The 22,035-nt window shown below is 69.0% G+C and carries 19 protein-coding genes; 8 read left to right on the plus strand and 11 right to left on the minus strand.

From position 1 onward, the window contains the following. The first annotated feature begins 60 nt into the window (after positions 1 to 60). Positions 61 to 960: a type IV toxin-antitoxin system AbiEi family antitoxin gene (locus IEY84_RS14640; protein ID WP_183546779.1), complete on the plus strand. Its 900-nt coding sequence runs from the start codon at positions 61 to 63 to the stop codon at positions 958 to 960. Between the two features lie 17 nt (positions 961 to 977). On the opposite strand, the gene IEY84_RS26735 is transcribed toward IEY84_RS14640, so the two are convergent. The 4 genes from IEY84_RS26735 to IEY84_RS14660 all read right to left on the minus strand — a co-directional run bounded on the left by IEY84_RS26735 (position 978) and on the right by IEY84_RS14660 (position 7,341). After that, the gene (locus IEY84_RS26735; RefSeq protein ID WP_229788708.1) at positions 978 to 1,064 is read right to left on the minus strand and encodes a hypothetical protein; all 87 of its coding nucleotides are present in this window, start codon (positions 1,062 to 1,064) and stop codon (positions 978 to 980) included. Positions 1,065 to 1,412: 348 nt separating this feature from the next. After that, positions 1,413 to 4,952, minus strand: a complete 3,540-nt coding sequence (locus IEY84_RS14650; protein ID WP_183546781.1) for an Rne/Rng family ribonuclease — start codon at positions 4,950 to 4,952, stop codon at positions 1,413 to 1,415. A 412-nt stretch (positions 4,953 to 5,364) separates the two neighbouring features. Beyond that, positions 5,365 to 6,561: a winged helix DNA-binding domain-containing protein gene (locus IEY84_RS14655; protein ID WP_183546783.1), complete on the minus strand. Its 1,197-nt coding sequence runs from the start codon at positions 6,559 to 6,561 to the stop codon at positions 5,365 to 5,367. 39 nt (positions 6,562 to 6,600) lie between these two features. Further along, the gene (locus tag IEY84_RS14660) at positions 6,601 to 7,341 is read right to left on the minus strand and encodes a TIGR03936 family radical SAM-associated protein (RefSeq protein ID WP_373292316.1); all 741 of its coding nucleotides are present in this window, start codon (positions 7,339 to 7,341) and stop codon (positions 6,601 to 6,603) included. 88 nt (positions 7,342 to 7,429) lie between these two features. Here IEY84_RS14660 and IEY84_RS14665 point away from each other — a divergent pair, with 88 nt between their 5' ends. The 6 genes from IEY84_RS14665 (at position 7,430) to IEY84_RS14690 (ending at position 10,810) form a co-directional block, all read left to right on the plus strand. After that, positions 7,430 to 8,410: an endonuclease/exonuclease/phosphatase family protein gene (locus tag IEY84_RS14665; RefSeq protein ID WP_183546787.1), complete on the plus strand. Its 981-nt coding sequence runs from the start codon at positions 7,430 to 7,432 to the stop codon at positions 8,408 to 8,410. 41 nt (positions 8,411 to 8,451) lie between these two features. After that, a complete protein-coding gene (locus IEY84_RS14670; protein ID WP_183546789.1) occupies positions 8,452 to 8,874 on the plus strand; it encodes a GNAT family N-acetyltransferase in 423 nt (140 codons plus the stop codon). A 56-nt stretch (positions 8,875 to 8,930) separates the two neighbouring features. Further along, the gene (locus IEY84_RS14675) at positions 8,931 to 9,314 is read left to right on the plus strand and encodes a RidA family protein (RefSeq protein WP_183546791.1); all 384 of its coding nucleotides are present in this window, start codon (positions 8,931 to 8,933) and stop codon (positions 9,312 to 9,314) included. Between the two features lie 224 nt (positions 9,315 to 9,538). Continuing rightward, on the plus strand, positions 9,539 to 9,769 hold the full coding sequence (locus tag IEY84_RS14680; RefSeq protein WP_183546792.1) for a CopG family transcriptional regulator: 231 nt from the start codon (positions 9,539 to 9,541) through the stop codon (positions 9,767 to 9,769). Between the two features lie 35 nt (positions 9,770 to 9,804). Next, the gene (locus tag IEY84_RS27070; protein WP_373292317.1) at positions 9,805 to 10,197 is read left to right on the plus strand and encodes a GNAT family N-acetyltransferase; all 393 of its coding nucleotides are present in this window, start codon (positions 9,805 to 9,807) and stop codon (positions 10,195 to 10,197) included. 31 nt (positions 10,198 to 10,228) lie between these two features. Beyond that, positions 10,229 to 10,810 carry a hypothetical protein gene (locus IEY84_RS14690; protein ID WP_183546796.1) on the plus strand — a complete coding sequence of 194 codons (582 nt, stop codon included), beginning with the start codon at positions 10,229 to 10,231 and terminating at the stop codon, positions 10,808 to 10,810. Between the two features lie 161 nt (positions 10,811 to 10,971). On the opposite strand, the gene IEY84_RS14695 is transcribed toward IEY84_RS14690, so the two are convergent. Next, positions 10,972 to 12,942: a TIGR03960 family B12-binding radical SAM protein gene (locus IEY84_RS14695; RefSeq protein WP_183546798.1), complete on the minus strand. Its 1,971-nt coding sequence runs from the start codon at positions 12,940 to 12,942 to the stop codon at positions 10,972 to 10,974. Positions 12,943 to 13,060: 118 nt separating this feature from the next. On the opposite strand from IEY84_RS14695, the gene IEY84_RS14700 reads away from it, so the two are divergent. Continuing rightward, positions 13,061 to 13,729, plus strand: a complete 669-nt coding sequence (locus tag IEY84_RS14700; protein ID WP_229788693.1) for a class I SAM-dependent methyltransferase — start codon at positions 13,061 to 13,063, stop codon at positions 13,727 to 13,729. 56 nt (positions 13,730 to 13,785) lie between these two features. Here the strand turns inward: IEY84_RS14700 and IEY84_RS14705 are convergent, their stop codons facing one another. The 6 genes from IEY84_RS14705 to mreC form a co-directional block, all read right to left on the minus strand. After that, positions 13,786 to 15,003 carry a S8 family peptidase gene (locus IEY84_RS14705; protein ID WP_221208934.1) on the minus strand — a complete coding sequence of 406 codons (1,218 nt, stop codon included), beginning with the start codon at positions 15,001 to 15,003 and terminating at the stop codon, positions 13,786 to 13,788. 344 nt (positions 15,004 to 15,347) lie between these two features. Next, positions 15,348 to 17,027: a S8 family peptidase gene (locus IEY84_RS14710; protein WP_183546801.1), complete on the minus strand. Its 1,680-nt coding sequence runs from the start codon at positions 17,025 to 17,027 to the stop codon at positions 15,348 to 15,350. A 96-nt stretch (positions 17,028 to 17,123) separates the two neighbouring features. Next, positions 17,124 to 18,347: a rod shape-determining protein RodA gene (gene rodA, locus IEY84_RS14715; protein WP_183546802.1), complete on the minus strand. Its 1,224-nt coding sequence runs from the start codon at positions 18,345 to 18,347 to the stop codon at positions 17,124 to 17,126. A 21-nt stretch (positions 18,348 to 18,368) separates the two neighbouring features. Continuing rightward, the gene (gene mrdA, locus IEY84_RS14720; protein WP_183546804.1) at positions 18,369 to 20,471 is read right to left on the minus strand and encodes a penicillin-binding protein 2; all 2,103 of its coding nucleotides are present in this window, start codon (positions 20,469 to 20,471) and stop codon (positions 18,369 to 18,371) included. A gap of 1 nt (position 20,472) precedes the next feature. Then, positions 20,473 to 21,012, minus strand: coding sequence for a rod shape-determining protein MreD (gene mreD / locus IEY84_RS14725; RefSeq protein ID WP_183546805.1), 540 nt, complete (start codon positions 21,010 to 21,012; stop codon positions 20,473 to 20,475). Then, on the minus strand, positions 21,009 to 22,034 hold the full coding sequence (mreC, locus tag IEY84_RS14730) for a rod shape-determining protein MreC (RefSeq protein WP_183546807.1): 1,026 nt from the start codon (positions 22,032 to 22,034) through the stop codon (positions 21,009 to 21,011). The genes mreD and mreC overlap by 4 nt, the downstream gene beginning before the upstream one ends. Position 22,035: the final 1 nt, after the last annotated feature.

Here is a 22,035-nt window from a genome sequence, read left to right on the forward strand (position 1 = left end):
ACCAGGTTGATCCCATCCCGGGCAACCGACCTGCCCAGACGCCGAACCTCGAGGTGAACCGTGTGCGCCGCGCCCGCCCTGACAGATGTCCTCCGCGTACGCGGCGGGGCCACCACCCGCAAGGAGCTGCTCGACCTGGGCCTCCGCAACGAGCTCGACACGGCTCTGTCTGCCGGGCAAGCCGTCGCGCTCACCGGTGCCCGCGTGGCACTTCCCGGGCTCCCCGACGACAAGTCGGCGGCACTCGCAATCGGAGGTGTCGTCTCCGGTCTCAGCGCCGCGCGTGTGTGGGGCTGGTCACTCAAGCACGAGCCCACCAAGATCGAGGTGACCGTGCCGCGCAACAGCTCGCGCAAGGCGCGACCAGGTGTGGTCGTACGCCGCCGCGATCTGCCCAGCGACGCCGTCGGCCCAGGCGCGATCACTTCCCGCGCCCGGACCGTCGCGGACTGCGCCCGGCAGCTCCCGTTCGACGAGGCGCTGTGCATCGCCGACTCCGCGCTGCGGGACGGCTTGGTCACTGGCCTGACCCGCCGCGACCTGATCGCCGAGGCAGAGGCCCTGCCTCGGACCGGGCGACAGCGTGCGTTGGACGTCATCGCCGTCGCCGACCAGCGGGCAGCGAACGCATTCGAGTCGGTGACGCGGGCGATCGTGCTGCCGATCGCAGGGCTCTCGGTCACGCCCCAGGGCGACCTGGGCTTCAGCGATGCCGGCGCAGAGCAATACGGAGACCTCGTCGATGCCCGCCTACAGCTTCTCATCGAGTGCGAGTCGTGGGCCTACCACTCCGGCGAAGAACCGTTCCGGCGCGACATCCGCCGCTACACCGACCTCGTCGCGCGTGGCTGGACCGTCCTCCGCTTCGTCTGGGAGGACGTCATGCAGAGACCGGAGTACGTACGCAGGCAGGTCGAACGGGTCGTCACCCGGCTCAGCACGACGGCACGGCTGCGGTAAACCTGCATCACACCACGTCAAGCAAGTCGTCGACCGACTTCGAACCTCTGCACCCGGGCGATACTCCTCCCGGGAGGTACCTCACGCAGATGCTGGGTCAGCATCTTCTCGCTGACGCCGGGCAGGCCGCGGCTCAGCTCGGCGAGGCGGCGTACGCCATGGGTCCGAGGTCCCACAGGATCAGCCCGTTCCACTTGCACGTGGAGTCAACCGTCGCGCCGTTGAGCGGTGATACCCGAGCGCATCGGGCGAACCCGTGTGTATCAACGCACACATGGCGCGCCTCTCCTCTATGAGCCGCTCCGCAGAAAGAGGCCCTGCGACCCGAACTGTGTGCATCGGCCACAAGACCGGTCGTGGTCTTGAGCCCGTGGCCTGAGAAACCCGAGTGGCGAAGCACAGCACGATGCCCCGGCGTCCGCTGGAGCGGACACCGGGGCATCGTGGTTGGGTCAGCTGTCCTCAGACTGCGTGGTGTCGCGGCTCGCGCCGCCACGGGTGCGGGTCACGACCTTCGGCGCCGGGGCCGAGGTGGTGCCGTTGCTGATGACCGGCGCCTCGGACTTGGTCGCGGTCATCACCGTGCCCTCGCCGGTGCTCACGACCTCGCGGCGGGCTCCGCGGCGCTGCCGGGTGACCACCTTCGGCTTGGAGTCGATGGGCTCGGCCTTCACCGGCTCCACCTCGACTGCCTCGGGCTCGGTCGTCTCGGGCTCGACCGGAGCCACGGGGGCAGGCTTCTCTTCAGAGACCGGCTCAGCGGCGACCGGCTCAGCGGGCGCCGGCTCCGACGCCACCGGCTCCGGCTTCGGCTCCTTGACGGACGAGCTGCCGACGACGGCAGCCAGGACCGGGCGACCGGTCGTGGCGGCGCGGCGGGTGCGCGTACGGGTGGTGACCTTGGGAGGCTCCGGGTCCGCAGCGGGCTCGACCGGGGTCTCAGCCGGCGCCTCAGCCTTGGTCTCGGTCGTGGGCTCGGCCGGAGCCGAGGCCTTGGACCGGCGAGAACGCGAGCGCGTGGTGACCTTCGGCGCCTCGACCTCCTCGGGCGTGGCCTCGACGGGCTCGGCGGTCTCGACGGGCTCGACAGTCTCGGCGGTCTCGGCCACCGTGGGCTCGGCCGGCTTCGAGGCCTTGGACCGGCGAGAACGCGAACGGGTCGTGACCTTCGGCGCCTCCGGGTCGACGACCGGGGCAGGCTCGGCGGCCTCCGCCTCGGGCGCAGGCTCGGCCACCGGGGCGGCATCGGTGTGCGCGACCATGGCGGCGAACTCGGCAGGCGACGGCGTCTTGGCGGACTCCTCGACAGTCTCGCTGCCGGTCTCGTCCTTGCCCTTGCCCTTGCCGCCACGACCACCGCGACGGCGCGAGCGCGGCTCGTCGGGCGCGACGCCGGACGACTTGCCGGCCTCGACCGGGTGCTCGTGGATCACGAGACCGCGCCCGGCGCAGGCGTCACAGTTCTCGGAGAACGCCTCGAGCAGACCGGTGCCGATCCGCTTACGAGTCATCTGCACCAGGCCCAGCGAGGTGACCTCGGCGACCTGGTGACGGGTACGGTCGCGGCCCAGGCACTCGACCAGGCGACGGAGCACCAGGTCACGGTTGGACTCGAGGACCATGTCGATGAAGTCGACGACAATGATGCCGCCGATATCGCGCAGCCGGAGCTGGCGCACCATCTCCTCGGCCGCCTCGAGGTTGTTCTTGGTGACCGTCTCCTCGAGGTTGCCGCCGGAGCCGGTGAACTTGCCGGTGTTGACGTCGACGACGGTCATCGCCTCGGTGCGGTCGATGATCAGCGAGCCACCCGATGGCAGCCAGACCTTGCGGTCCAGGCCCTTCGCGATCTGCTCGTCGATCCGGTACGCGGCGAAGGCGTCGACCTCGCCGTCGTACTTCTCCACCCGCTCCTCGAGGTCGGGAGCCACCGACTGGACGTAGTCCTTGACGGTCTCCCACGACGAGTCGCCGGCGATGACGAGCTTGGCGAAGTCCTCGGTGAAGAGGTCGCGGACGACCTTCAAGGTCAAGTCGGGCTCGCCGTAGAGAAGCTGCGGCGCATTGCCGCCCGCCTTCTTCTCGATGTCTTCCCAGCGGGCCTTGAGGCGCTCGACGTCGCGGGTCAGCTCGTCCTCGGCGGCGCCCTCCGCGGCGGTGCGTACGATCACGCCGGCCGTGTCGGGGACGATCTCCTTCAGGAGGGTCTTGAGGCGGTTGCGCTCGGTGTCGGGCAGCTTGCGGGAGATGCCAGAGGTGGTGCCGTCGGGCACGTAGACCAGGAATCGGCCGGCCAGCGAGATCTGCGAGGTCAGGCGGGCGCCCTTGTGGCCGATCGGATCCTTCGTCACCTGGACGAGCACCTTCTGGCCGGAGGTCAGCACCGACTCGATCTTGCGGGGCTGGCCCTCCTTCCAGCCGAGCGAGGCCCAGTTGACCTCACCGGCGTAGAGGACGGCGTTGCGGCCCTTGCCGATGTCGATGAAGGCGGCCTCCATCGAGGGAAGCACGTTCTGGACGCGGCCGAGGTAGACGTTGCCGATCAGGCTGGTCTGCGACTCGCGGGCGACGTAGTGCTCCACGAGCACCTTGTCCTCGAGCACCGCGATCTGGGTGAGGTCCTCGCGCTCACGGATCACCATGACCCGCTCGACCGACTCACGGCGGGCCAGGAACTCGGCCTCGCTCACGATCGGGGCGCGACGACGACCGGCCTCGCGGCCCTCGCGGCGGCGCTGCTTCTTGGCCTCGAGACGGGTCGAGCCCGCCAGCGCGGTGATCTGGTCGTCGCCGGTGCGGCTCTGACGGACCCGGGTGACGGTGTTCTCCGGATCGTCCCCGGCGTCACCGGAAGCCTCGCCGGCCCGACGACGACGGCGACGACGACGGGAGGTGCCGCCCTCGCCCTGCTGCTCGGCGTCGGAGTCCTTACCGGACTCTTCGTTGTCGGTCTCGGAGTCCTCGGACTTGCTGTCGGAGTCGGCGTCGGGACCGTCGTCACCGTTGGCACCCTTGCGACGGCGACGGCCGCCACGGCGACGACGGCGACGGCCGTTGCCGCCACCCTCACCATCGTCGGCGGAGCTCTCGTCGGACTCGGTCTCGGCCTCGGTGTCAGACCCGGTGTCTGTGTCGGTGGCGGTCTCGGACTCGGCGGCAGGCTCGGCCTGCTCCTCGTCTGCGGACTTCTCCTCGGCCGGCGCTGCGCTGCGGCCGTTGCGCCTGCGGGAGCGGGCCGGAGCCTTCTCCGTGGCGGGCTCGACGGCGACCTCAGCGGCGACCTCAGCGGCGGGCTCAGCAGCCGGCTCGGCGGTCTGCTGCTCGTCCACCGCGGGCGTCTCGGCGGCCTGGACAGGCTCCGCGACGGGCTTCGGCTCGGCCGTCTTACGGGTGCGGCGCCGGGTGGTCGTCTTCGTCGGCGGCTGGAACAACACCGCGGGAGCCACCGGACCGGCCTGCTCGGCCTCGGTCGCCTCGTCGGTCTCGTCGGTCTCGTCGGCCACAGGGGCCCCGACGGGCTCGACGACCGGAGCGGCCTTCTTGGCGGTGGACTTCTTCGCGGCTGCCTTCTTGGCAGTGGTCTTCTTCGCCGCGGTCTTCTTGGCCGGAGCCTCGGCGGGAGTCTCGGGGGTCTCGGTCGCCGGGGCAGCGGCCTCGGCGGCGGTCTCGACCTCGGCCGGCGCCGGAGCGGCGACCTTCTTGGTCGTACGCTTGCGGGTCGTCTTCTTCGCCGCGGTCTTCTTCGCCGGCGCCTCAGCGTTCTCGGCGGTCTCAGCGGCCTCGTCGGCGGGAGCCTCGACGGCCTCCGCCGGAGCAGCGGCCTTCTTGGTGGTGCGCTTGCGCGTGGTCTTCTTCGCCGCGGTCTTCTTCGCCGGAGCAGTCTCGCCGGTCGCTTCCGCGTCGGTCGTGGGGGTGGTGGGGGTGTCGGACACCGGAGCCTGCGCCGATTCAGCGCCGTTCTCGGGGTTCTCGACAGTGGTCTCGTCGGCCATGCCGTTCTCCTCATCCAGCACCTTCACAGGTGCCGGATAGTCAGGTGCCGGGAAACGGGCGCTGCGCAGTATCGATCTTTGTTCCACGTAGCAGCCGCGTCGCGGCGCAAAGCTTGTCAGGGCGGCGGCATCCTCCGCAGCGGTGCGTCACAAGCGGCGGTTCGTCACCTGCCGCGGTCGCTCGGCCGTCCGGGACCTTCCCGGGCGAGTCGCTCTCACTGACCTGCTAGGCCTGCGTCGCGGTCTGGTGACGCCCTACCTCCTGCGTGCCGGAGTGCGGCCCCGGAGGACCCACGCCGGCGAGGCGTCGTCGGACTTTTCATTCCTCGGGTCGGGCCCGAATGAATGAGCAGTCGTCTCGGAGTATCGCATACACCCTGTCGACAGACCGATATCCGGACATCAACAAGGCTCAGGGAAGCACGGCTTCTTTCATCTGGCGCGACTTGTAGACATTCACGATCAGAACGCCGTCGAGCCACTCGGTGAGCCGCTCGGCCTCGACCGCCAACGCCTTCCGCCCGGCATCGCCGATGTCGTGGCGGACGATCGGCTGCACCCGGCCGTCCTCGGCCTGCGCCCACGCCCCCACGATCCGGCCGTCCCACCAGGCGGTGTTGCCGGCGTTGCCGTTGGAGTCGAAGAGGTACGCCACATCCTCCGCGTCCAGATAGAACCCGCGTTCCTTCCAGCCCATGACGGTGGGGTCGAGAGTGGGCAACAGCGCGGCCCACGGCTCGACCTCGGGCTCGGGCGAGGTGGCGATCGGATCCTCCGGGAGCACCCATCCGGTGCCTCCGCCCTCGAGCCCGACCTGCACGGCCCCGACCGCGGCGAGCGCGGCGCGTGTCGCCGACTTCGTGGAGCCGAGCCACCAGACCAGGTCGGTCTCGGTGCCCGGACCGAAGGTCCCCAGCCAGCTGCGTACGAGGGTTGCGTACCCCTCCGCGGCAGGAGACGGAGCGGGCATCTCACCCAACCACGTCTCCGCCAGAGTCCAGGTCGGCTTGTTCAGCCGCCAGTGGCCGATGTTGTTCGCCCGCATCAGTCGCCCCTGCGCGGCGAGAGTGCCGATCACCCAGCGCCCGATCGCGAACTCGCCACCCCACTTCTTGTCCGGCGCTCCCATCCGGAACCGGAGGTCGAGCTCCGGCACCAGCTCACGCAGCTGCGCCGTCGTCCGCGGCACTCCGTCTGCGAGCGCCGCCAGGGTCGCCGCGTACGCCTTCTCGATCCAGCCGTCCTGGTCCGCCTCGATGCCACCCGCGGTCAGCCACTTGTGGAGGTTCTTCTCCTCCTGAGCCGCCACCCGGGCCGAGGCGCTGCCCCAGGCCGCCGGGACCAGGTCACGCGGAAAGGCGAAGAGCGTACGCCGCATCGCCAGCTGCTTGACCAGCGACCGCTCCTCGTAGAGCGCCCGCTCGACGTCCTCGACCCGGAGGTCGTGCACCCGCGCGTGCAGCGCGAGGTGGACCGTGGCCGCCTCGGTCGCGTGCCAGGCGGTCATCGCCTGCGTCGCGGCGGCCACGTCGGCGTACCTGAGGGCGGGGGCGAGCCCGTGCCGGCGGGCCAGCCTCGCCCGGCGTTCGCGGTCGGTGACCGTTCTCATCGGCACAGCTCTCGTCGGCACAGCCTCATCGAAGGCAGGTTAGTGGAGCGGGTCGGCGATCGTGCCGGATTCCTCGTCGAAGACGCCCTGGGTGAGCCGGGTCAGCAGCGGGAGCCCGCCGTGCTCGGGGCCGACCTTCAGCCCGCCGATGCGTTCCAGGCCGGTGACCACGTCGTCGGGACGTACGGCCGGGGTGCCGTGCTTGAGCAGGAGCTCCAGCCGCGATCCGCCCTCTCGCGGCGCTGCGGCGAGGCGTACGACCGCGGCCCGGGCGTCGAACTCACGCAGTCCCTTCTTGGTCATCCGGGACACGATGACCTCCTCGGCACCGACGAACGCCTCGACCGCAGCGGCGGCGTCCTCCGGCGACGTCGGCAGGTCGATGATCCACTCGCTGCCGGTGAGCAGGTCGGCCAGCGCGCCCTTGGGCGAGCCGGCCGTGTCGACGACGTCGATCAGGTCGAGGCCGTCGGGCATGACCTCGTCCAGTGCAGCCTTCGTCGCGGCCGGGTCGACGACCTCGCGCAGCCCCAGCTCGACGTACTCGGCCTCGCTCGCCGCGCCCGTCGGCGCCGCGCCGGCGTAGGAGATCCGTGGGTGCGGGTTGAACCCCGACGAGTAGGCCACCGGGATCCGGGCCCTGGCGACCGCGCGCTCGAAGGCGCGACTGAAGTCGCGGTGGCTGGTGAACCGGAGCCGGCCGCGCTTGGCGTAGCGGATGCGGAGACGCTGGACCGGTGGGGCCTGCTGTTCGGGCTGTTGACGCACGGAGTCGATTATGGCTGCCCTGGGGCGCGATGACCCACACGGCGAACGGGCGGCCAACTGGCGGTAACGGTTTGCGGGCGAAAAATGGGAGACTCGCGCGGTGAGCCACCACAGAAGCAGGCAGTTCTCGGTACGCCTCAAAGAGCTGTTGCCGATCCTCGCTGTTGTCCTCACCGTCGGCGCGATCGCCGCCCTGACCGTTCTCGCGCCCCGGCTGGGCGACTCGAAGCAGGCCTCCGCCGATGCCTCCCCCTCACCGAGCGTCGAGCCGGTCGAGGCCAGCCCGTCGTCCGAGCCGGAGCCGCTGCCGAAGTTCAAGACGCTCGAGGCGCCGCCCGTGATCAACAGGATCCCGAAGAAGCCGAAGATCGACCCGTGCGCGGTCCCGCGCAACCTGACCGTGATGACCTTCAACATCAAGGGCGGCAAGGTCTCCCCGGGCGAGCTCGGCGGCATCGCTGGCGTGATCCGCGACGCCGGCGCCGACATCGTGCTCCTCCAGGAGGTCGACCAGAATCGCCGCCGGTCGGGCAACGTCGACCAGCCGGCGGTCATCGCCTCGCAGCTGGGGATGCAGTCCGTCTTCGGCGCCAACGCCTACATCACCGACCGCGGCGGCTACGGCACCGCTATCCTGTCCCGCTTCCCCATCGACGGCTACGACAACACCCACCTGCCCAACAGCGGCGGCAAGGAGCAGCGCGGACTGCTGCGGGCGAACATCATCGTCGAGGGCCAGCGGCTGGTCGTCTTCAACACCCACCTCGACCACACCTCGGACTCGCTCCGACAGGCGCAGATCGGTGCGGTGATGGCCAAGGTGAACGCCTACGACGGAGCCAAGCTGCTGGGCGGCGACCTCAACGCCGGTTCCGGCTCCGGGGTCCTGGGCACTGCGCTGGCCTCGTTGTCCGACGCCGGCGCCTCCCTCGGCGCCAGCCACGACGGTGGCGGCCGCGTCGACTACCTGCTGCCCAACTCCTGGCTCGCCGCCGGCGACGGTGACGTCGACCCCACCGGTCTGTCCGACCACCACGCCGTCACCATCGACTTCTCCATGCGCGGCGCCGCGGACTGCTGAGCCCGACCCGGGCCAGGTGTTGGCGTGAGAGACTTCCGGCCGTGATCGAGCTTCGTCCGGCGACAGTTGCCGACGTCCCAGCAATCCTCGAGCTGTGGGAGGTGGCGGCGGAGAACGACTCGCGTCCGGCTGACTCCTCGACCAAGGTGGCGTCGCTGATCGCACGCGACCCCGACGCCTGCACGGTCGCGGTGACCCCGGACGGCCGGGTCGTCGGCTCGCTGATCTCCGGCTGGGACGGCTGGCGCGCCCACCTCTATCGGCTGGCGGTCCACCCCGACGTACGCCGCCAGGGGCTTGCCCGCCGGCTCCTGGCCCACGCCGAGGACCGGCTCGTCGCCCTGGGCGCGAGCCGGGTCGACGCGATGGTCCTGGAGGGCAATGAGCTGGGGCAGTCGCTGTGGAAGGGCTCGGGCTACGAGTCTCAGGAGGACTGGCGCCGCTGGGTCCGCCCCGTCGGCTGAGGCCGCCGTCGAAGTAATCATTCGCGCGTCTGCACAGCCAGGTCTACCTTCGCCCAATGGATTTCGTGACCCCCGACGACCTTCCCGCCCCTGCCGGCTACAGCCACCTGGTGATCACCGATCCCGGCGCCAGACTGGTGGTGATCTCCGGGCAGGTGGGCGTCTCCGCCGACGGGGCCGTTGCCTACGGCTGGGAGGCCCAGACCCGGCAGACCTTCACCAACCTCGGCGTCGCACTGGCTGCGGCTGGCGCCACCTGGGCAGCCCTGGTCAAGCTGACCTACTTCGTCGTCTCCACCACGGACCTGCCGATGATCCGGCGCGTACGCGACGAGTTCGTCGACGTCGAGCATCCGCCCGCCAGCTCGTTGGTCCAGGTCTCCGGCCTCTTCCGCCCCGATGTGCTCATCGAGATCGAAGCGACCGCCGCGATCAGCTGAGCGGTCACCCAGATCGGGTACGCCGATCCATCCCGGGACGCCGGTCGGCCGAGCTACGGCCGCCACATTCCCGCAAGTGAGCGCTAATGGTCGCTGAAGTCACACCGATCGCTGCTATTTCGATGCACATGTGGAAAAGTGACAGTCCGGCTCGTGTCGTTCGGTTGTCCGATCGGCCGATACGAGGCAGGCGTCGCTCGCCAAGACCTACCGGAGTGACCGAGATGAGTTCTGAGATGGCCCCTGACGAGGAGTACGAGTTCTACGCCGACCCGGCCAACCAGGAGCCAGCCGGTCGTCCCCGCGGCCGCGAAGCGCGGCTCACCTCCCCGATTCCCGTACGCTTCCCCACCGACGGCCTCGCCGAGGCCAAGCGCCGCGCCGACGCCGATGACCGATCGGTCTCCTCCTGGATCCGACGCGCAGCCGAGCACGAGCTCGGTCGCTCCGCCTGAGGTGTTCAGTCCAGACCTTGACTGGACCGACGAGCTTGAGTCGATCCTCCCCGCAGCCCGCAGCCTGCAGCCCCGGCACCGTCATCCCGCGCTACGTCACGCAGGCTGACACCCGGATGTGCGGTTGGCTGGACGGCACGGCTCTCGTGGTCGCGGCCGGGTTGATGGTCAGCGACAGATCCGTTGAGATCGGCCACATCGCAACACGGCACGATCGACGACGGCAGGGCTACGCCGCTCGACTCATCCGATCAGTCGCGTCCGAGGTGGCGCCGCTCCCCCTGTTTGCCGAAACGGATGACGACGCCGTCGACTTCTATCGCCGGGTCGGATTCACCGTAACCGTCGTCGACTCTCCATGGCCGACGAACCGTTATCGCTGTGTGCTTGAATCGGACACGCAGCCTCGTGCACAGCCACCTTACTAAGAATGTCGGCGCCCCCGGCAACAATCGTCTCGTGAACACCGAGCAGCCGGATTTCGTTCTCCACGCGTGGGTTGATGAGTCGATCCATGTCGACGCCGGCTTCTATCTGTTAGCCGCAAGTATCGCCGATCCGCGGGAGTGCGACGCCCATCGCGATGCTGTGCGAGCCGCTGCACCCTCAGTACGCCGGCGGATTCATTGGCGCGAGGAAGAGCACAAGGATCGTCTCCGCATCGCGGAGGCTTTCAGCTATCTTGACGTGGCGCACACGATCGTCGTTGCCAGCCCGATCGATGCCAAGAAGCAGGAACGAGCCCGGCGTAAGTGCCTGGAACGTCTCCTTCACGAACTCGAAACCCTCGGCGTGACCCGCGCGAAGTTCGAGTCCCGCACCCAGCCACTCAATCGGCGCGACACCAGGATGGTTGATTCCATGCGTGGCGCCGGAGCGCTCACAGGCAAGCTGCGCGTCGAGTTCGAAGACCCGAATCTCGAGCCGATGCTCTGGATCCCCGATGCAGTCGCTGGCGCCGTCGGGGCAGACCGACTCGGCGTACCTGGATACCGTCAGGCGCTGTCAGTCGCCATCGACGCCATCGAGCTCGACCTCTAGCCAAAAGCGCGAAACCCGGGTCCCGTACTGCGGCGGTATCCCGGGTTCACTTCCCCACACCCCAGCGGGGGGAGGCTCAGCACTACCTTACACCTTCAGCCCTGACCGCCATACTGAGCGGGTTGGCCGCAGGTGAATCTGCGATCGGCCGGGCCGAACGATCACACCACGCTGAGCGGGAGCAGCTTCTGACCCGTGGGGCCGATCTGGATCTCGGTGTTGAGCTCCGGGCACACGCCACAGTCGTAACAAGGCGTCCAGCGGCAGTCCTCGACCTCGATGTCCTCGCCGTTGGCGACAGCGAGGGCGTCCTCCCAGTCGGCCCAGAGCCAGTCCTTGTCGAGACCGGAGTCGAGGTGGTCCCAGGGGAGGATCTCGTCGTACTCACGCTCGCGGGTGGTGTACCAGTCGAGGTCGACGCCGGTGCCTGCCAGGCCCTTCTCGGCGGCGGTCATCCAGCGGTCGTAGGAGAAGTGCTCGCTCCAGCCGTCGAAGCGGCCGCCGTCGCGCCAGACCTCCTCGATGATCCGGCCGACTCGGCGGTCGCCCCGCGAGAGCAGGCCCTCGACGATGCCGGGCTTGCCGTCGTGGTAGCGGAAACCGATCGCCCGGCCGAACTTCTTGTCGGAGCGGACCGTGTCGCGCAGCTTCTGCAGGCGCGAGTCGGTGGTCTCGTGGTCGAGCTGGGAGGCCCACTGGAAGGGGGTGTGCGGCTTGGGTACGAAGCCGCCGATCGAGACGGTGCAGCGGATGTCGTTGCGGCCCGACACCTCGCGGCCCTTCGCGATGACCTTCTTCGCCAGCTCGGCGATCTGGAGGACGTCCTCGTCGGTCTCGGTCGGGAGGCCGCACATGAAGTAGAGCTTCACCTGACGCCAGCCGTGGCTGTAGGCGGCACCGACGGTGCGGATCAGGTCCTCCTCGGTGACCATCTTGTTGATCACCTTGCGCATCCGCTCGGAGCCACCCTCGGGCGCGAAGGTCAGGCCGGAGCGACGGCCGTTGCGGGAGAACTCGTTGGCGAGGGTGATGTTGAAGGCGTCGACGCGCGTCGAGGGCAGCGAGAGCGAGACGTTGGTGCCCTCGTAGCGGTCGGCCAGGCCGGTCGCGACGTCACCGATCTCGGTGTGGTCGGCAGAGCTCAGCGAGAGCAGCCCGACCTCCTCGAAACCGGACTTCCGGATCCCGTTCTCGACCATGTCACCGATGGTGGTGATCGAGCGCTCGCGCACCGGTCGGGTGATCATCCCGGCCTGGCAGAAGCGGCAGCCGCGGGTGCAGCCTCGGAAGATCTCCACCGAGAACCGCTCGTGGACGGTCTCTGCTAGCGGCACCAAGGGATTGCGCGGGTAGGGCCAGGCGTCGAGGTCCATCAGGGTGTGCTTGCGCACCCGCCACGGGATGTCGGGGCGGTTGGGGACCACGGCCTCGATCTGGCCGTCGGCGGCGTAGTTCACGTCGTAGAACTTCGGGACGTAGACGGCCCCCGAGACGGCGAGTCGCCGCAGCACCTCGTCGCGGCCACCGGGGCGACCGTCCTGCTTCCACTCGCGCACGACCTCGGAGATCTTGAGGACGACCTCCTCACCGTCACCGAGCACGGCGGCGTCGAGGAAGTCGGCGATCGGCTCCGGGTTGAACGCGGCGTGGCCGCCGGCGAGAACGATCGGGTCGTCGTCGCCGCGGTCGACCGCGTGCAGCGGGATCTGCGCCAGCGACAGCGCGTTGAGCATGTTGGTGTAGCCGAGCTCGGTCGAGAACGAGAGCCCGAACAGGTCGAACGCCTTCACCGGACGGTGCGCGTCGACGGTGAACTGCGGGATCGGCCCCTGCTCGTCGCCCTCGCGCATGATCTTCTCGAGGTCCGGCCACACGGCGTAGGTGCGCTCCGCAGCGATCCAGTCACGCTCGTTGAGCACCTCGTAGAGGATCTGGACACCCTGGTTGGGCAGGCCGACCTCGTAGGCGTCGGGGTACATCAGCGCCCAACGGACATCGACGTCGTTCCACTCCTTGACGGTCGAGTTGAGCTCGCCGCCGACGTACTGGATCGGCTTGGAGACCAGCGCGAGGCGCGGCTCCAGCCGAGGGAACACGGATTCAGGAACGAGGTCGCTCTGGGCGACGGTCACGATGGGCACCTCAAAGCTCGGGAACGATCAACCCCAAGGGTACGCCGCCCCCTGACTCCCCCACCAAACCTCGCGTCGTCGGGTGATCTCCCCCGCCTCAGCAGGTAAGAATGTCGCCATGGCATTGCGAACGTGGGCAGAACAGTTCGCCGGAGGCGCCGTGCCGGAGGCGATGGCAGCGCTCAACGCGCGTCACCCCTGGAGTCACAACGACCACTTCCACAGCTGGATCCTGGCGAACCTTCCGGCCGGGCGACGCACCGCGCTGGACGTGGGCTGCGGCCAGGGCGGGCTGCTGGCCGCGCTGGCGTCGCGGTTCACCGCCGTCCACGGGACCGATCGCGACGGCGCCATGAGGGGCCGGGCCGCTACCCGTTGCGCCGGCCTGCCGAACGTCTTCATTCATGACGGCACCTGGATCGACGGGCCGGTCGACCTGGTCACGATGGTCGCGGTCCTGCATCATCTCGACGTCGCCGACGCCCTTGAGCGGGTGCGCAGCATCCTCGAACCCGGTGGACGGTTCCTGGCGATCGGGCTCGCCCCACCTCAGGACGTCACCGACCATCTGTGGGATCTCGCCTCGATCGTGACGAACCCGGCGATCGGCTACGTGAAGCATCCCTGGCCCAGTGTCGATGGGGCCTCGGGGCCGGTCGTCCCGGTCAAGGATCCGACGATGTCGTTCGCTGAGCTGCGGGAGATCCTCGCCGACGTCATGCCTGGCGCCGCCATCCGACACCGCCTCGGCTTCCGGCACACCATCGCCTGGACCAAGCCGTCGTAGCAGATGTAAATGAGGTGTGGGGCCGTCCCCTCCCGGACGGCCCCACCAGTCTCAGTTCAGAACAGTGTGGTGAGCAGCAGGTTCGGGGAACCGGTGCCCGGGTTGGTGACCAGGTCGGGGGTGGCCGCGCCGGTCAGGCCCGTGGCGACGTCGGCCGGGGTGGCCGAGGGGTTCGCCTCGAGGAAGAGCGCGGCCGCTCCGGCGACATGCGGGGTCGCCATCGACGTACCGGAGATGGTGTTGGTCGCACCGTCGTTCCAGGCCGAGGTGATGTCGACGCCGGGGGCGAAGAGGTCGAGGCACTCGCCGGTGTTGGAGAAGTCGGCGGTGGCGTCGCTGTCATCGGTGGCACCGACGGTGATCGCCTCGGGAACTGCTGCGGGCGAGGAACCGCAGGCGTCGGCGCTCTCGTTGCCGGCAGCGACGGCGTAGGTGACGCCGTCTGCGATCGAGGCCTGGACGGCCGCGTCGAGAGCGGGGTCGTTGCCGCCTCCGAGCGACATGTTGGCGACGGCCGGGCCGTCGGTGTGGTTCTCGGTGACCCACTCGATGCCCGCGACGACGCCCTCGGTGGTGCCGGAGCCCTGGTCGTCGAGGACGCGGACCGGAACGATCGTGGCCTCCTTGGCCACGCCGTAGGTGGTCCCGGCGACGGTGCCCGCGACGTGCGTGCCGTGGCCGTTGCCGTCGGCCGGGTCGGTGTCCCCGTCGATCGCGTCGAAGCCCTCACCGATCCGGCCGCTGAACTCCGAGTGGTCGGTCGCGACACCGGTGTCGATGATGTAGGCGGTCACGCCCGCACCGGTCTGCTCGTAGTGGTAGTTCTTGTCGAGCGGCAGCGCTGCCTGGTCGATCCGGTCGAGGCCCCAGGTCGGGTCGGCCTGGTCACCCTGGGTGGTGTAGCGGTGGTTGGCCTGCACGTAGGCGACGTCCGGGTTGTCGCGGACCTCGGCGAGCGCGTCCTTGTCGAGCGAGGCCGAGAAGCCGTTGAACGCGGTGTTGAAGACCTCTCGTACGTCGCCGCCGGCCTCGCGGGCGTCGCCTCGGACCGACTTGGCCTCGGACTTCGCCACGTCGCTGCGGCCCTGCTTCTTCATCACGACGATGTACTGACCCTCGATTGCGGTCGAGGCGTTCGCGCCGCGCAGTGGTGCCGGACCGTCCGCGGCGCCGGCCGGGCCGGTGAAGGCGATCGCCGAGGCTGCTGCTCCCACAGCTACGGCGGTGACGACTGCCGGCGCCTTGAAGGCCCGGTTCTTGATGGTTCGGTTCACGAACTGACTCCCGTCATCGTGCGGCCCGATCGGGCCACAACCATTCATTGCACCGGACTTGGGAACCCCCTGTAGGTGGTCCCACGTGCAGCCCTCACACGCGCCGGCTGAACGCCCTGCGCCCTCCCTACGGCCGCAACCCGAAGCGTTCGGGCAACCACGTAACCACGTTACGTAGTGCCCGTAACGACCCAACTCTTCGCATTGCAGCAACGTGCAGGCAGCGAAGGTGAACACCTGTAAACAGCGTGGAAACAGGGCATAAAAGCGTGCCCAAAACCAGCACTCCGGGCCGCCCGCGTTACGCGAGCGACCCGGCTGAGCCGATGACGGAACTGTTCAGATCAGGCGATCGAGGTGTCGTCGATCAGGAAGCTGGTCCCGAGCGAGGAGTCCTCGGTGCCGGTGAACGTCAGCGTGACGGTGCTACCTGCGTAGGCCCCGAGGGAGAACGACTTCAATGTGTACGAGGAGGTCTCGTTCAGGTTGGAGTAGGTCGCCAGGGTCGTCGAGCCGATCTTGACGGTCAGCTTGTCGTACGCCGTCGTCGTGGTGGTCTCGCTGGAGATCACCCGAAGGTAGAACGACAGCGTCTTACCCGTTGCGGGCAGCGTCACCGACTGCGAGAGCGTGTCGGTGCGGGTGGAGCCATAGCCGTTCAGCCATGCCTTGTAGGAGCCCGATCGCGCCGGGGCATCGGTCGAGTTGTCGATGACGCCCGAGGAGGTGCTCCAGCCGGTCGCACCCGACTCGAAGCCCGGGTTGGCCAGCAGGTTGCCGGTGGGCGGCGGGTCCGTCGGGTCGGTGCCACCGCTCCACAGCGAGTAGAGGAGGCGGTTGGGCGAACCGGTGCCGGGCGAGGTGACCACGCCGGTCGTGGCGTTGGAGACGATCGCCGAGGCTACGGACGAAGCAGACGCCGACGGGTTCGCCTGCAGGTAGAGCGCAGCCACGCCGGCGACGTGCGGGGTCGCCATCGACGTACCGGAGATCGTGTTGGTCGCGGTGTTGGAGGTGTGCCAGGCCGAGGTGATCGACGAGCCCGGAGCGAACAGGTCGAGGCACGAGCCGATGTTGGAGAAGCTGGAGCGGGCGTCGCTGTTGGTCGTCGACCCGACGGTCAGCGCCGCAGCGACCCGGGACGGCGACCCGTTGCAGGCGTTCGCCCCGGAGTCGTTGCCCGCTGCCACGGCATAGGTGACGCCGTCTGCGATCGAGCTCGAGACCGCGGAGTCGAGGGTCGTGGAGACCCCACCACCGAGCGACATGTTGGCGACGGCGGGACCGGAGGTGTGGTTGGAGGTCACCCAGTTCACCCCCGCGATCACGCCGGCGGTCGTGCCGGATCCGGCGGCGTCGAGCACGCGGACGGGAACGAGCGTGACGCCCTTGGCGACTCCGTAGGTCGACCCGCCGACGGTGCCGGCCACGTGCGTGCCGTGGCCGTTCTCGTCCTCGGTGCTGGAGCCGATGGCGGTGTAGCCCGAGGTCACCCGACCGCCGAAGTCGGCGTGCCCGGAGCGGATGCCGGTGTCGAGGATGTACGCCTTCACCCCAGAGCCGGTGTAGTCGTAGTGGTAGTTCGAGTTCAGCGGCAGGTTGCGCTGGTCGATGCGGTTGAGGCCCCAGGTGGGGTTGGCCTGGTCACCGCTGGTCTTCACGACCTGGTTGGCCTCGACATAGTCGACGTCGGGGTCGTTGCGGAGCGCGTCGAGCGCGTCGGCGTCGAGCGTGGCGGAGAAGCCGGTGATCGCCTTGTCGTAGGCGTACTTCACCGAGCCGCCCTTCTTCTTGGCGAGCGCACGGGCGTCGGCCGCGTTGGCCTTCGCGTCCGCACCCTTGCCCTTCATCACCACGATGTAGGAGTTGTCGATGACGGTCGACTTCTCGGCACCGATCAGCGGTGCCGGGCTGTCGGCGGCGGCCGGGCCGGACATGGCCAGGATGGTGGTAGCCGCACCGACGGCGGTCACCGTCGCGGCAGCCAGCGCGCAGAGGCGCTGGGTTCTGTGGGGTCGGTTCATGATCTTGCTGCTCCCGTCGTCAAGCAGCCTCGGGTTGAGGCTGCAAGGGGTCACACGGATGCCCTGTAGGGCAACCGGGAGGGAACGTAATCGAGTTTAATTTCGATGGAACGCGGCATCTTTTCGCACTGCAGCAACCTGCAGGCGATCACGCGAGCGGAGGTCCTGAAGTGGTCCGGACCGGTCCAGACCGGTGCGCCGCGAGCGGCCCGAGATGCCGAGCAGCAGACCCACCGCCAGCAGGGTCGCGATCATCGAGGATCCGCCGTAGGAGAGGAACGGCAGCGGCACCCCGGTGACGGGCATGATGCCCAGGCACATCCCGATGTTCTGGAAGCTCTGGATGCCGAGCCAGCACACGATCCCAGCGGCGGCCACCCGTCCGAACAGGTCGTCGGTGCGCGCCGCGATCCGCAGCCCGCGCCACAGCACGACTCCGATCAGCCCGATCACCAGCAGCGAGCCGACCAGCCCGAGCTCCTCCCCCACGACCGTGAAGATGAAGTCGGTCTGCTGCTCGGGGACGAAGCCCGCACGGACCTGCGATCCCTGGAACAGACCCTGCCCGAAGATGCCGCCGTCCCCGATCGCGATCCGCGCCTGCTGCACGTTGTAGCCGGCCCCCCTCGGGTCCAGCGACGGATCGGTGAACGCCATGAACCGGTTGATCTGGTATTGCTTCAGCACCCCGGCCGCGACCACGGTCGTGGCCCCCGATGCGCCGATCAACGCCAGCAGTGCCAGCCACCGTCGCGGTGTCCCCGCCGCCGCGAGGACGCAGAAGACCGTCACGCCGAGCACCAGGGTCGTGCCGAGGTCCGGCTGGAGCAGGACCAGTGCGATCGGCACCGCAGCGACCAGGATCATCGCCACCACGTCACCCAGCGACACCCGTGCCTGCCAGCGACCCTCGCTGCGCTCGGCGAGCACCAGAGCCATCGCGATGACCACGGCCAGCTTGGCCAGCTCCGAGGGCTGGACCTGGACCGGTCCGAGCACCACCCACGACTTAGAGCCGTTGATCGTGGAGCCCATCACGAGCACCAGCACGAGCCCGACCACCGCACCCAGGTAGACCACGGGCGTCAGCAGGCGGACCCAACGATGGTTGATGGCGACCACGCCCACCATCAGCACCAGTCCGGCGGCCACGTTGATCATCTGCTTGCGCATGTAGGCGGTCGTGTCGCCGCCGGTGATCGCGTCGCGGTGGATGGTTGCGGACCAGACCAGCAGCACCGACAGCGACACCAGGAGCAGCACCGCGCCGAGGAGGACCAGGTCGATGCGGCGTACGAAGGCCATCACGTCGTTCTTCATGCTCGTGCGTTCACCTCGTCCCTAGTCTTTCGGCGCGACGATCGAGCCGTCGGTGCCGAACACCGGAAGGTTCCGTGGCGGGTCGATGCCCTTGATCGCGGCCTTGTCGGGCCGGACCTCGGCACCGCCCTCCTCGACTCCGTAGAGCGTCTCCCACAGCTTGCGTACGGAATCGCCGACCGAGCCCGAGCCGGTGCCGCCCTGGGAGATCGTCATGATGACGACGTACTTCTTGTTGTACGTCGCGACCCAGCCGGTCGTCTGCTTGCCGGTGACCTCCGCGGTGCCGGTCTTGCCGCGCACCTTCACCTCGTCGAGCGGGAACCCGCCGAACTTCCAGGCCAGGGAGCCCGACTGGGGCGTGCCGAGCAGCGCCTCGTTGACGTAGTCGATGCTCTTGGCCGACATCTTGACCTTGCCGGCGACCTTCGGGTCGATCTTCTCGACCACGGTGCCGTCACCGCTGACGACCGCCTTCCCGATCCGGGGCTCGTAGAGAGTGCCGCCGTTGGCCAGCGAGGCGTAGGCGCGGGCGAGCTGGATCGGGGTGACCATGGTGTCGCCCTGGCCGATGGAGAAGTTCACCGCGTCGCCGGTGCGATAGTAGTTGCCCTCGATGCAGAACTCGTGGGCGAACAGCTGCAGGAACTGGGACGGAGCGTTCTTCTTCTCGTCCATCCGGCAGTAGTAGCCCTTCATGGCCTGGTAGTATTCGGCCTTCCACTTCCGGTCCGCGATCCGGCCCGTCGACTCCCCCGGCAGGTCGATGCCAGTGCGCTTGCCGAAGCCAAAGGCCTTGGCGGTCTCCACCAGCGGGTCCTTGGCGTTCACGTCGGCGGGGTTGGAACCGTACTTCTGCCAGTAGTGGACCCCGACCTGGTAGAAGAACGTGTTGCAGGAGACCTGGAGCGCCTTGGCGAAGTCGATGAACCCGTAGGCGCCCGACTCGTAGTTCTTGAACACCCGGTTGCCCACCTGGAGCCCGCTGGAGCAGTTGAGCAGGGTGTCGCGGCTGTAGCCGTTGTTGAGCGCGCCAACGGTCATGAACGGCTTCCATGTCGACCCGGGGGCGAACTGGCCCTGCGTCGCCCGGGGCAGCAGCGGGTAGCCGGCCTTCTCGGAGTAGAGCCGGTCGAGCTGCTTCTGGGTGATCCCGCCGACCCACTCCTCGGGGTCGTACGTCGGCTGGTTGGCCATCGCGACCAGTCGGCCGGTCTGCGCCTCCATGACCACGACCGAGCCGGAGTCGGCCTCGAAGTTGCGGCCAGAGATCTTGTCGAAGGTGTTGCGGGCGGTCTCGATCGACTCGGCGAGCAGCTTCTCGGCGCGGCCCTGCACCTTGGCATCGATGCTGGTCACCAGGGTGTCACCGGGCTGGGAGGCGACCGAGTCGCCACGACCGATCTCACGCCCGAGCGAGTCGACCGTGACCGTGTCGTAGCCGGGCATCCCGCGCAGCCACTGGTCGTACTGCTTCTCGACACCGGAGCGGCCCACCATCGAGGTGATGTTGAGCGACTCGTCGCCGCGCTTCTTCGCGTCCTTGTTCTCGTCCTCTGTGATCGGGGAGAGATAGCCGAGGACGCCGGCGGCGTTGATGCCGTGAGGGCTCGGGTAGGAGCGCAGAGTCTGCTTCTCGGCGACCACCCCGGGGAAGTCCTCCGGCTGCTCGAGGATGCGCAGCGCGGTCGACTCGGAGACGTCGGTGGCGATCGGCACCGGCTGGTAGCGGGTGCCGGACCAGTTGGCGATCGCGTCGTTCTGCTTCTTCGGGGACACGTCGACGGCCTTGGCCACGCGCGCCATCAGCGTCTTGCGGTCCTCCTCCTCGAGCCCGTCGAGCACGCCCTGGTCGAGACTGACCACCCAGGCCGAGCGGTTCGTCACCATCGGCCGGCCCTGGGCGTCGACGATGATGCCGCGCACCGGCTGTCGAACGACCTCACGCTTCGACTGGGAGGCCGCGGCTGCCTGGTAGGCGTCACCGTGCCGCACCTGGAGGTAGAAGAGCCTGACCCCGAGGGTGGCCAGCAGCGAGAAGACGAGTGCCTGGATCACGATCAGCCGTAGTCGGCTGACCTGCGCGGTAGGCAGCCGTGCCCTCCGTGACCTGCCCAGTGCCATGTCAGTCCCCCTTACCGATCAACCACAGCAGCATCGGGATCAGAAGCGGCGCCAGCAGAAGGTCGTAGCCGACGCTGATCAGCACGGTCGGCAGCAGCGTCGTCGGTGCCTCGCCGAGGATCAGGCCGCTGACCGCGAAGATGCTGACCCCGATGAACGAACAGGCGGCGACCGTAACCATCACGGTCAGCGCGTTGGGGCCTCCGGGGCCGTTGTGGGCCGTGCTGTTCTCGCGTACGCGGCCGGCGACGTAGCCCACGATCAGGAGCGCGAGCGCCCACCGACCCGCAGTGTGATCGGCCGGCGGCGCCAGATCCAGGAGTACGCCCGCCGCGAACCCGGCCACCAGGCCGGCCTGGCCACCGCGGGCGAGCGCGACCGCGACCACGACCAGGAGGGCCAGGTCGGGGGTGATGCCGCGGATGGCGAAGGCAGGCGCCACGCTCAACTGAAGCACGACGGCGATCACGACCAGCAGCCCGATCAGCACGTTGCGCAGCACCGGGGCGGCCCCCGAGCCCCGCGCCTCCATCTCGCTCATCGCAGCTCTCCTTCCGGAGTGACCACGGCGCGGTCGCTCACGGTGTCGTTGGGCACGACCACACCGACGACGTCGAGCGAACCGAAGTCGACGTACGGCTTGATCCGCACCGTCCGCGAGGAGTCCCGCACGCTCTCGAAGGTGTCGGTCACCTCACCGATCGGCAGCCCCGAGACGTACGGAGCGGCCCGGCCGTCACCCCAGGTGATGACCGTCTCGCCCTTGAGCGGGGCGGCGGTCTGGTCGACGAGGTCGAGGGTCAGCAGCCCGGCGTCGGAGCGGCCGGCGACCACCCCGGAGCCCCGGACCATGCCGACCTGGCCCGACTTCTTGCCGGCGCTGTCGGCGCCGCCGACGCGGCCGCCGACGACGGAGGCGGCATCGACGATCAGCAGGACCGTGGCCGAGGTCTTCGTCACCCGCAGCACCCGGCCGACGAGACCGTCCCCGGTCACGACCGACATGTCGGACCTGATCCCGGCGGCGCTGCCGGCGTCGATGGTGACGGTGCGGTTGAAGGTCTGCGCGGGACCGAAGGCGGTGACCCTCGCCGGGACGAGGGCGTAGCCGAGGTCGTCGGCGGCACGGGTGATCGACTCGTACTCGGCGAGCTTCGCCCGGCCGTAGTCGTTGACCTCGACCTGGCGGCGCAGCGTCGAGTTCTCGGCCTCGAGCTTCGTGAGCCGGTCACGCAGGTCGTCGCGGGTGTCGAACCATTCCGGGACGCCGGTGAACGGGCGGGCGACCATCGCCGCGCCGGTCTCCAGCGGGGAGAGCACCTCGCCGACCGCGGTGCGGGCCGGCTCCAGGACGGGGGTCTGGTCGAGCGTGGCCAGGGTTGCGCAGCACAGCACGAGCACGATCAGCCAGGAGCGCTTCGGGCCACCGCCACCGGCGCTCGTCTCGAGGCTGCCGCGGCGGTTGAGCCTCTCCCGCGGCGTACGGACCATGGGTTTGGGACCCTTGCGTTGTTCCAGCCCCTTGCGAAGACGCTCGCTGGGGCGGGGGCTCAGCAACGACACG

The sequence above is a fragment of the Nocardioides albus genome, from assembly GCF_014648255.1.
Lineage (GTDB): Bacteria > Actinomycetota > Actinomycetes > Propionibacteriales > Nocardioidaceae > Nocardioides > Nocardioides albus.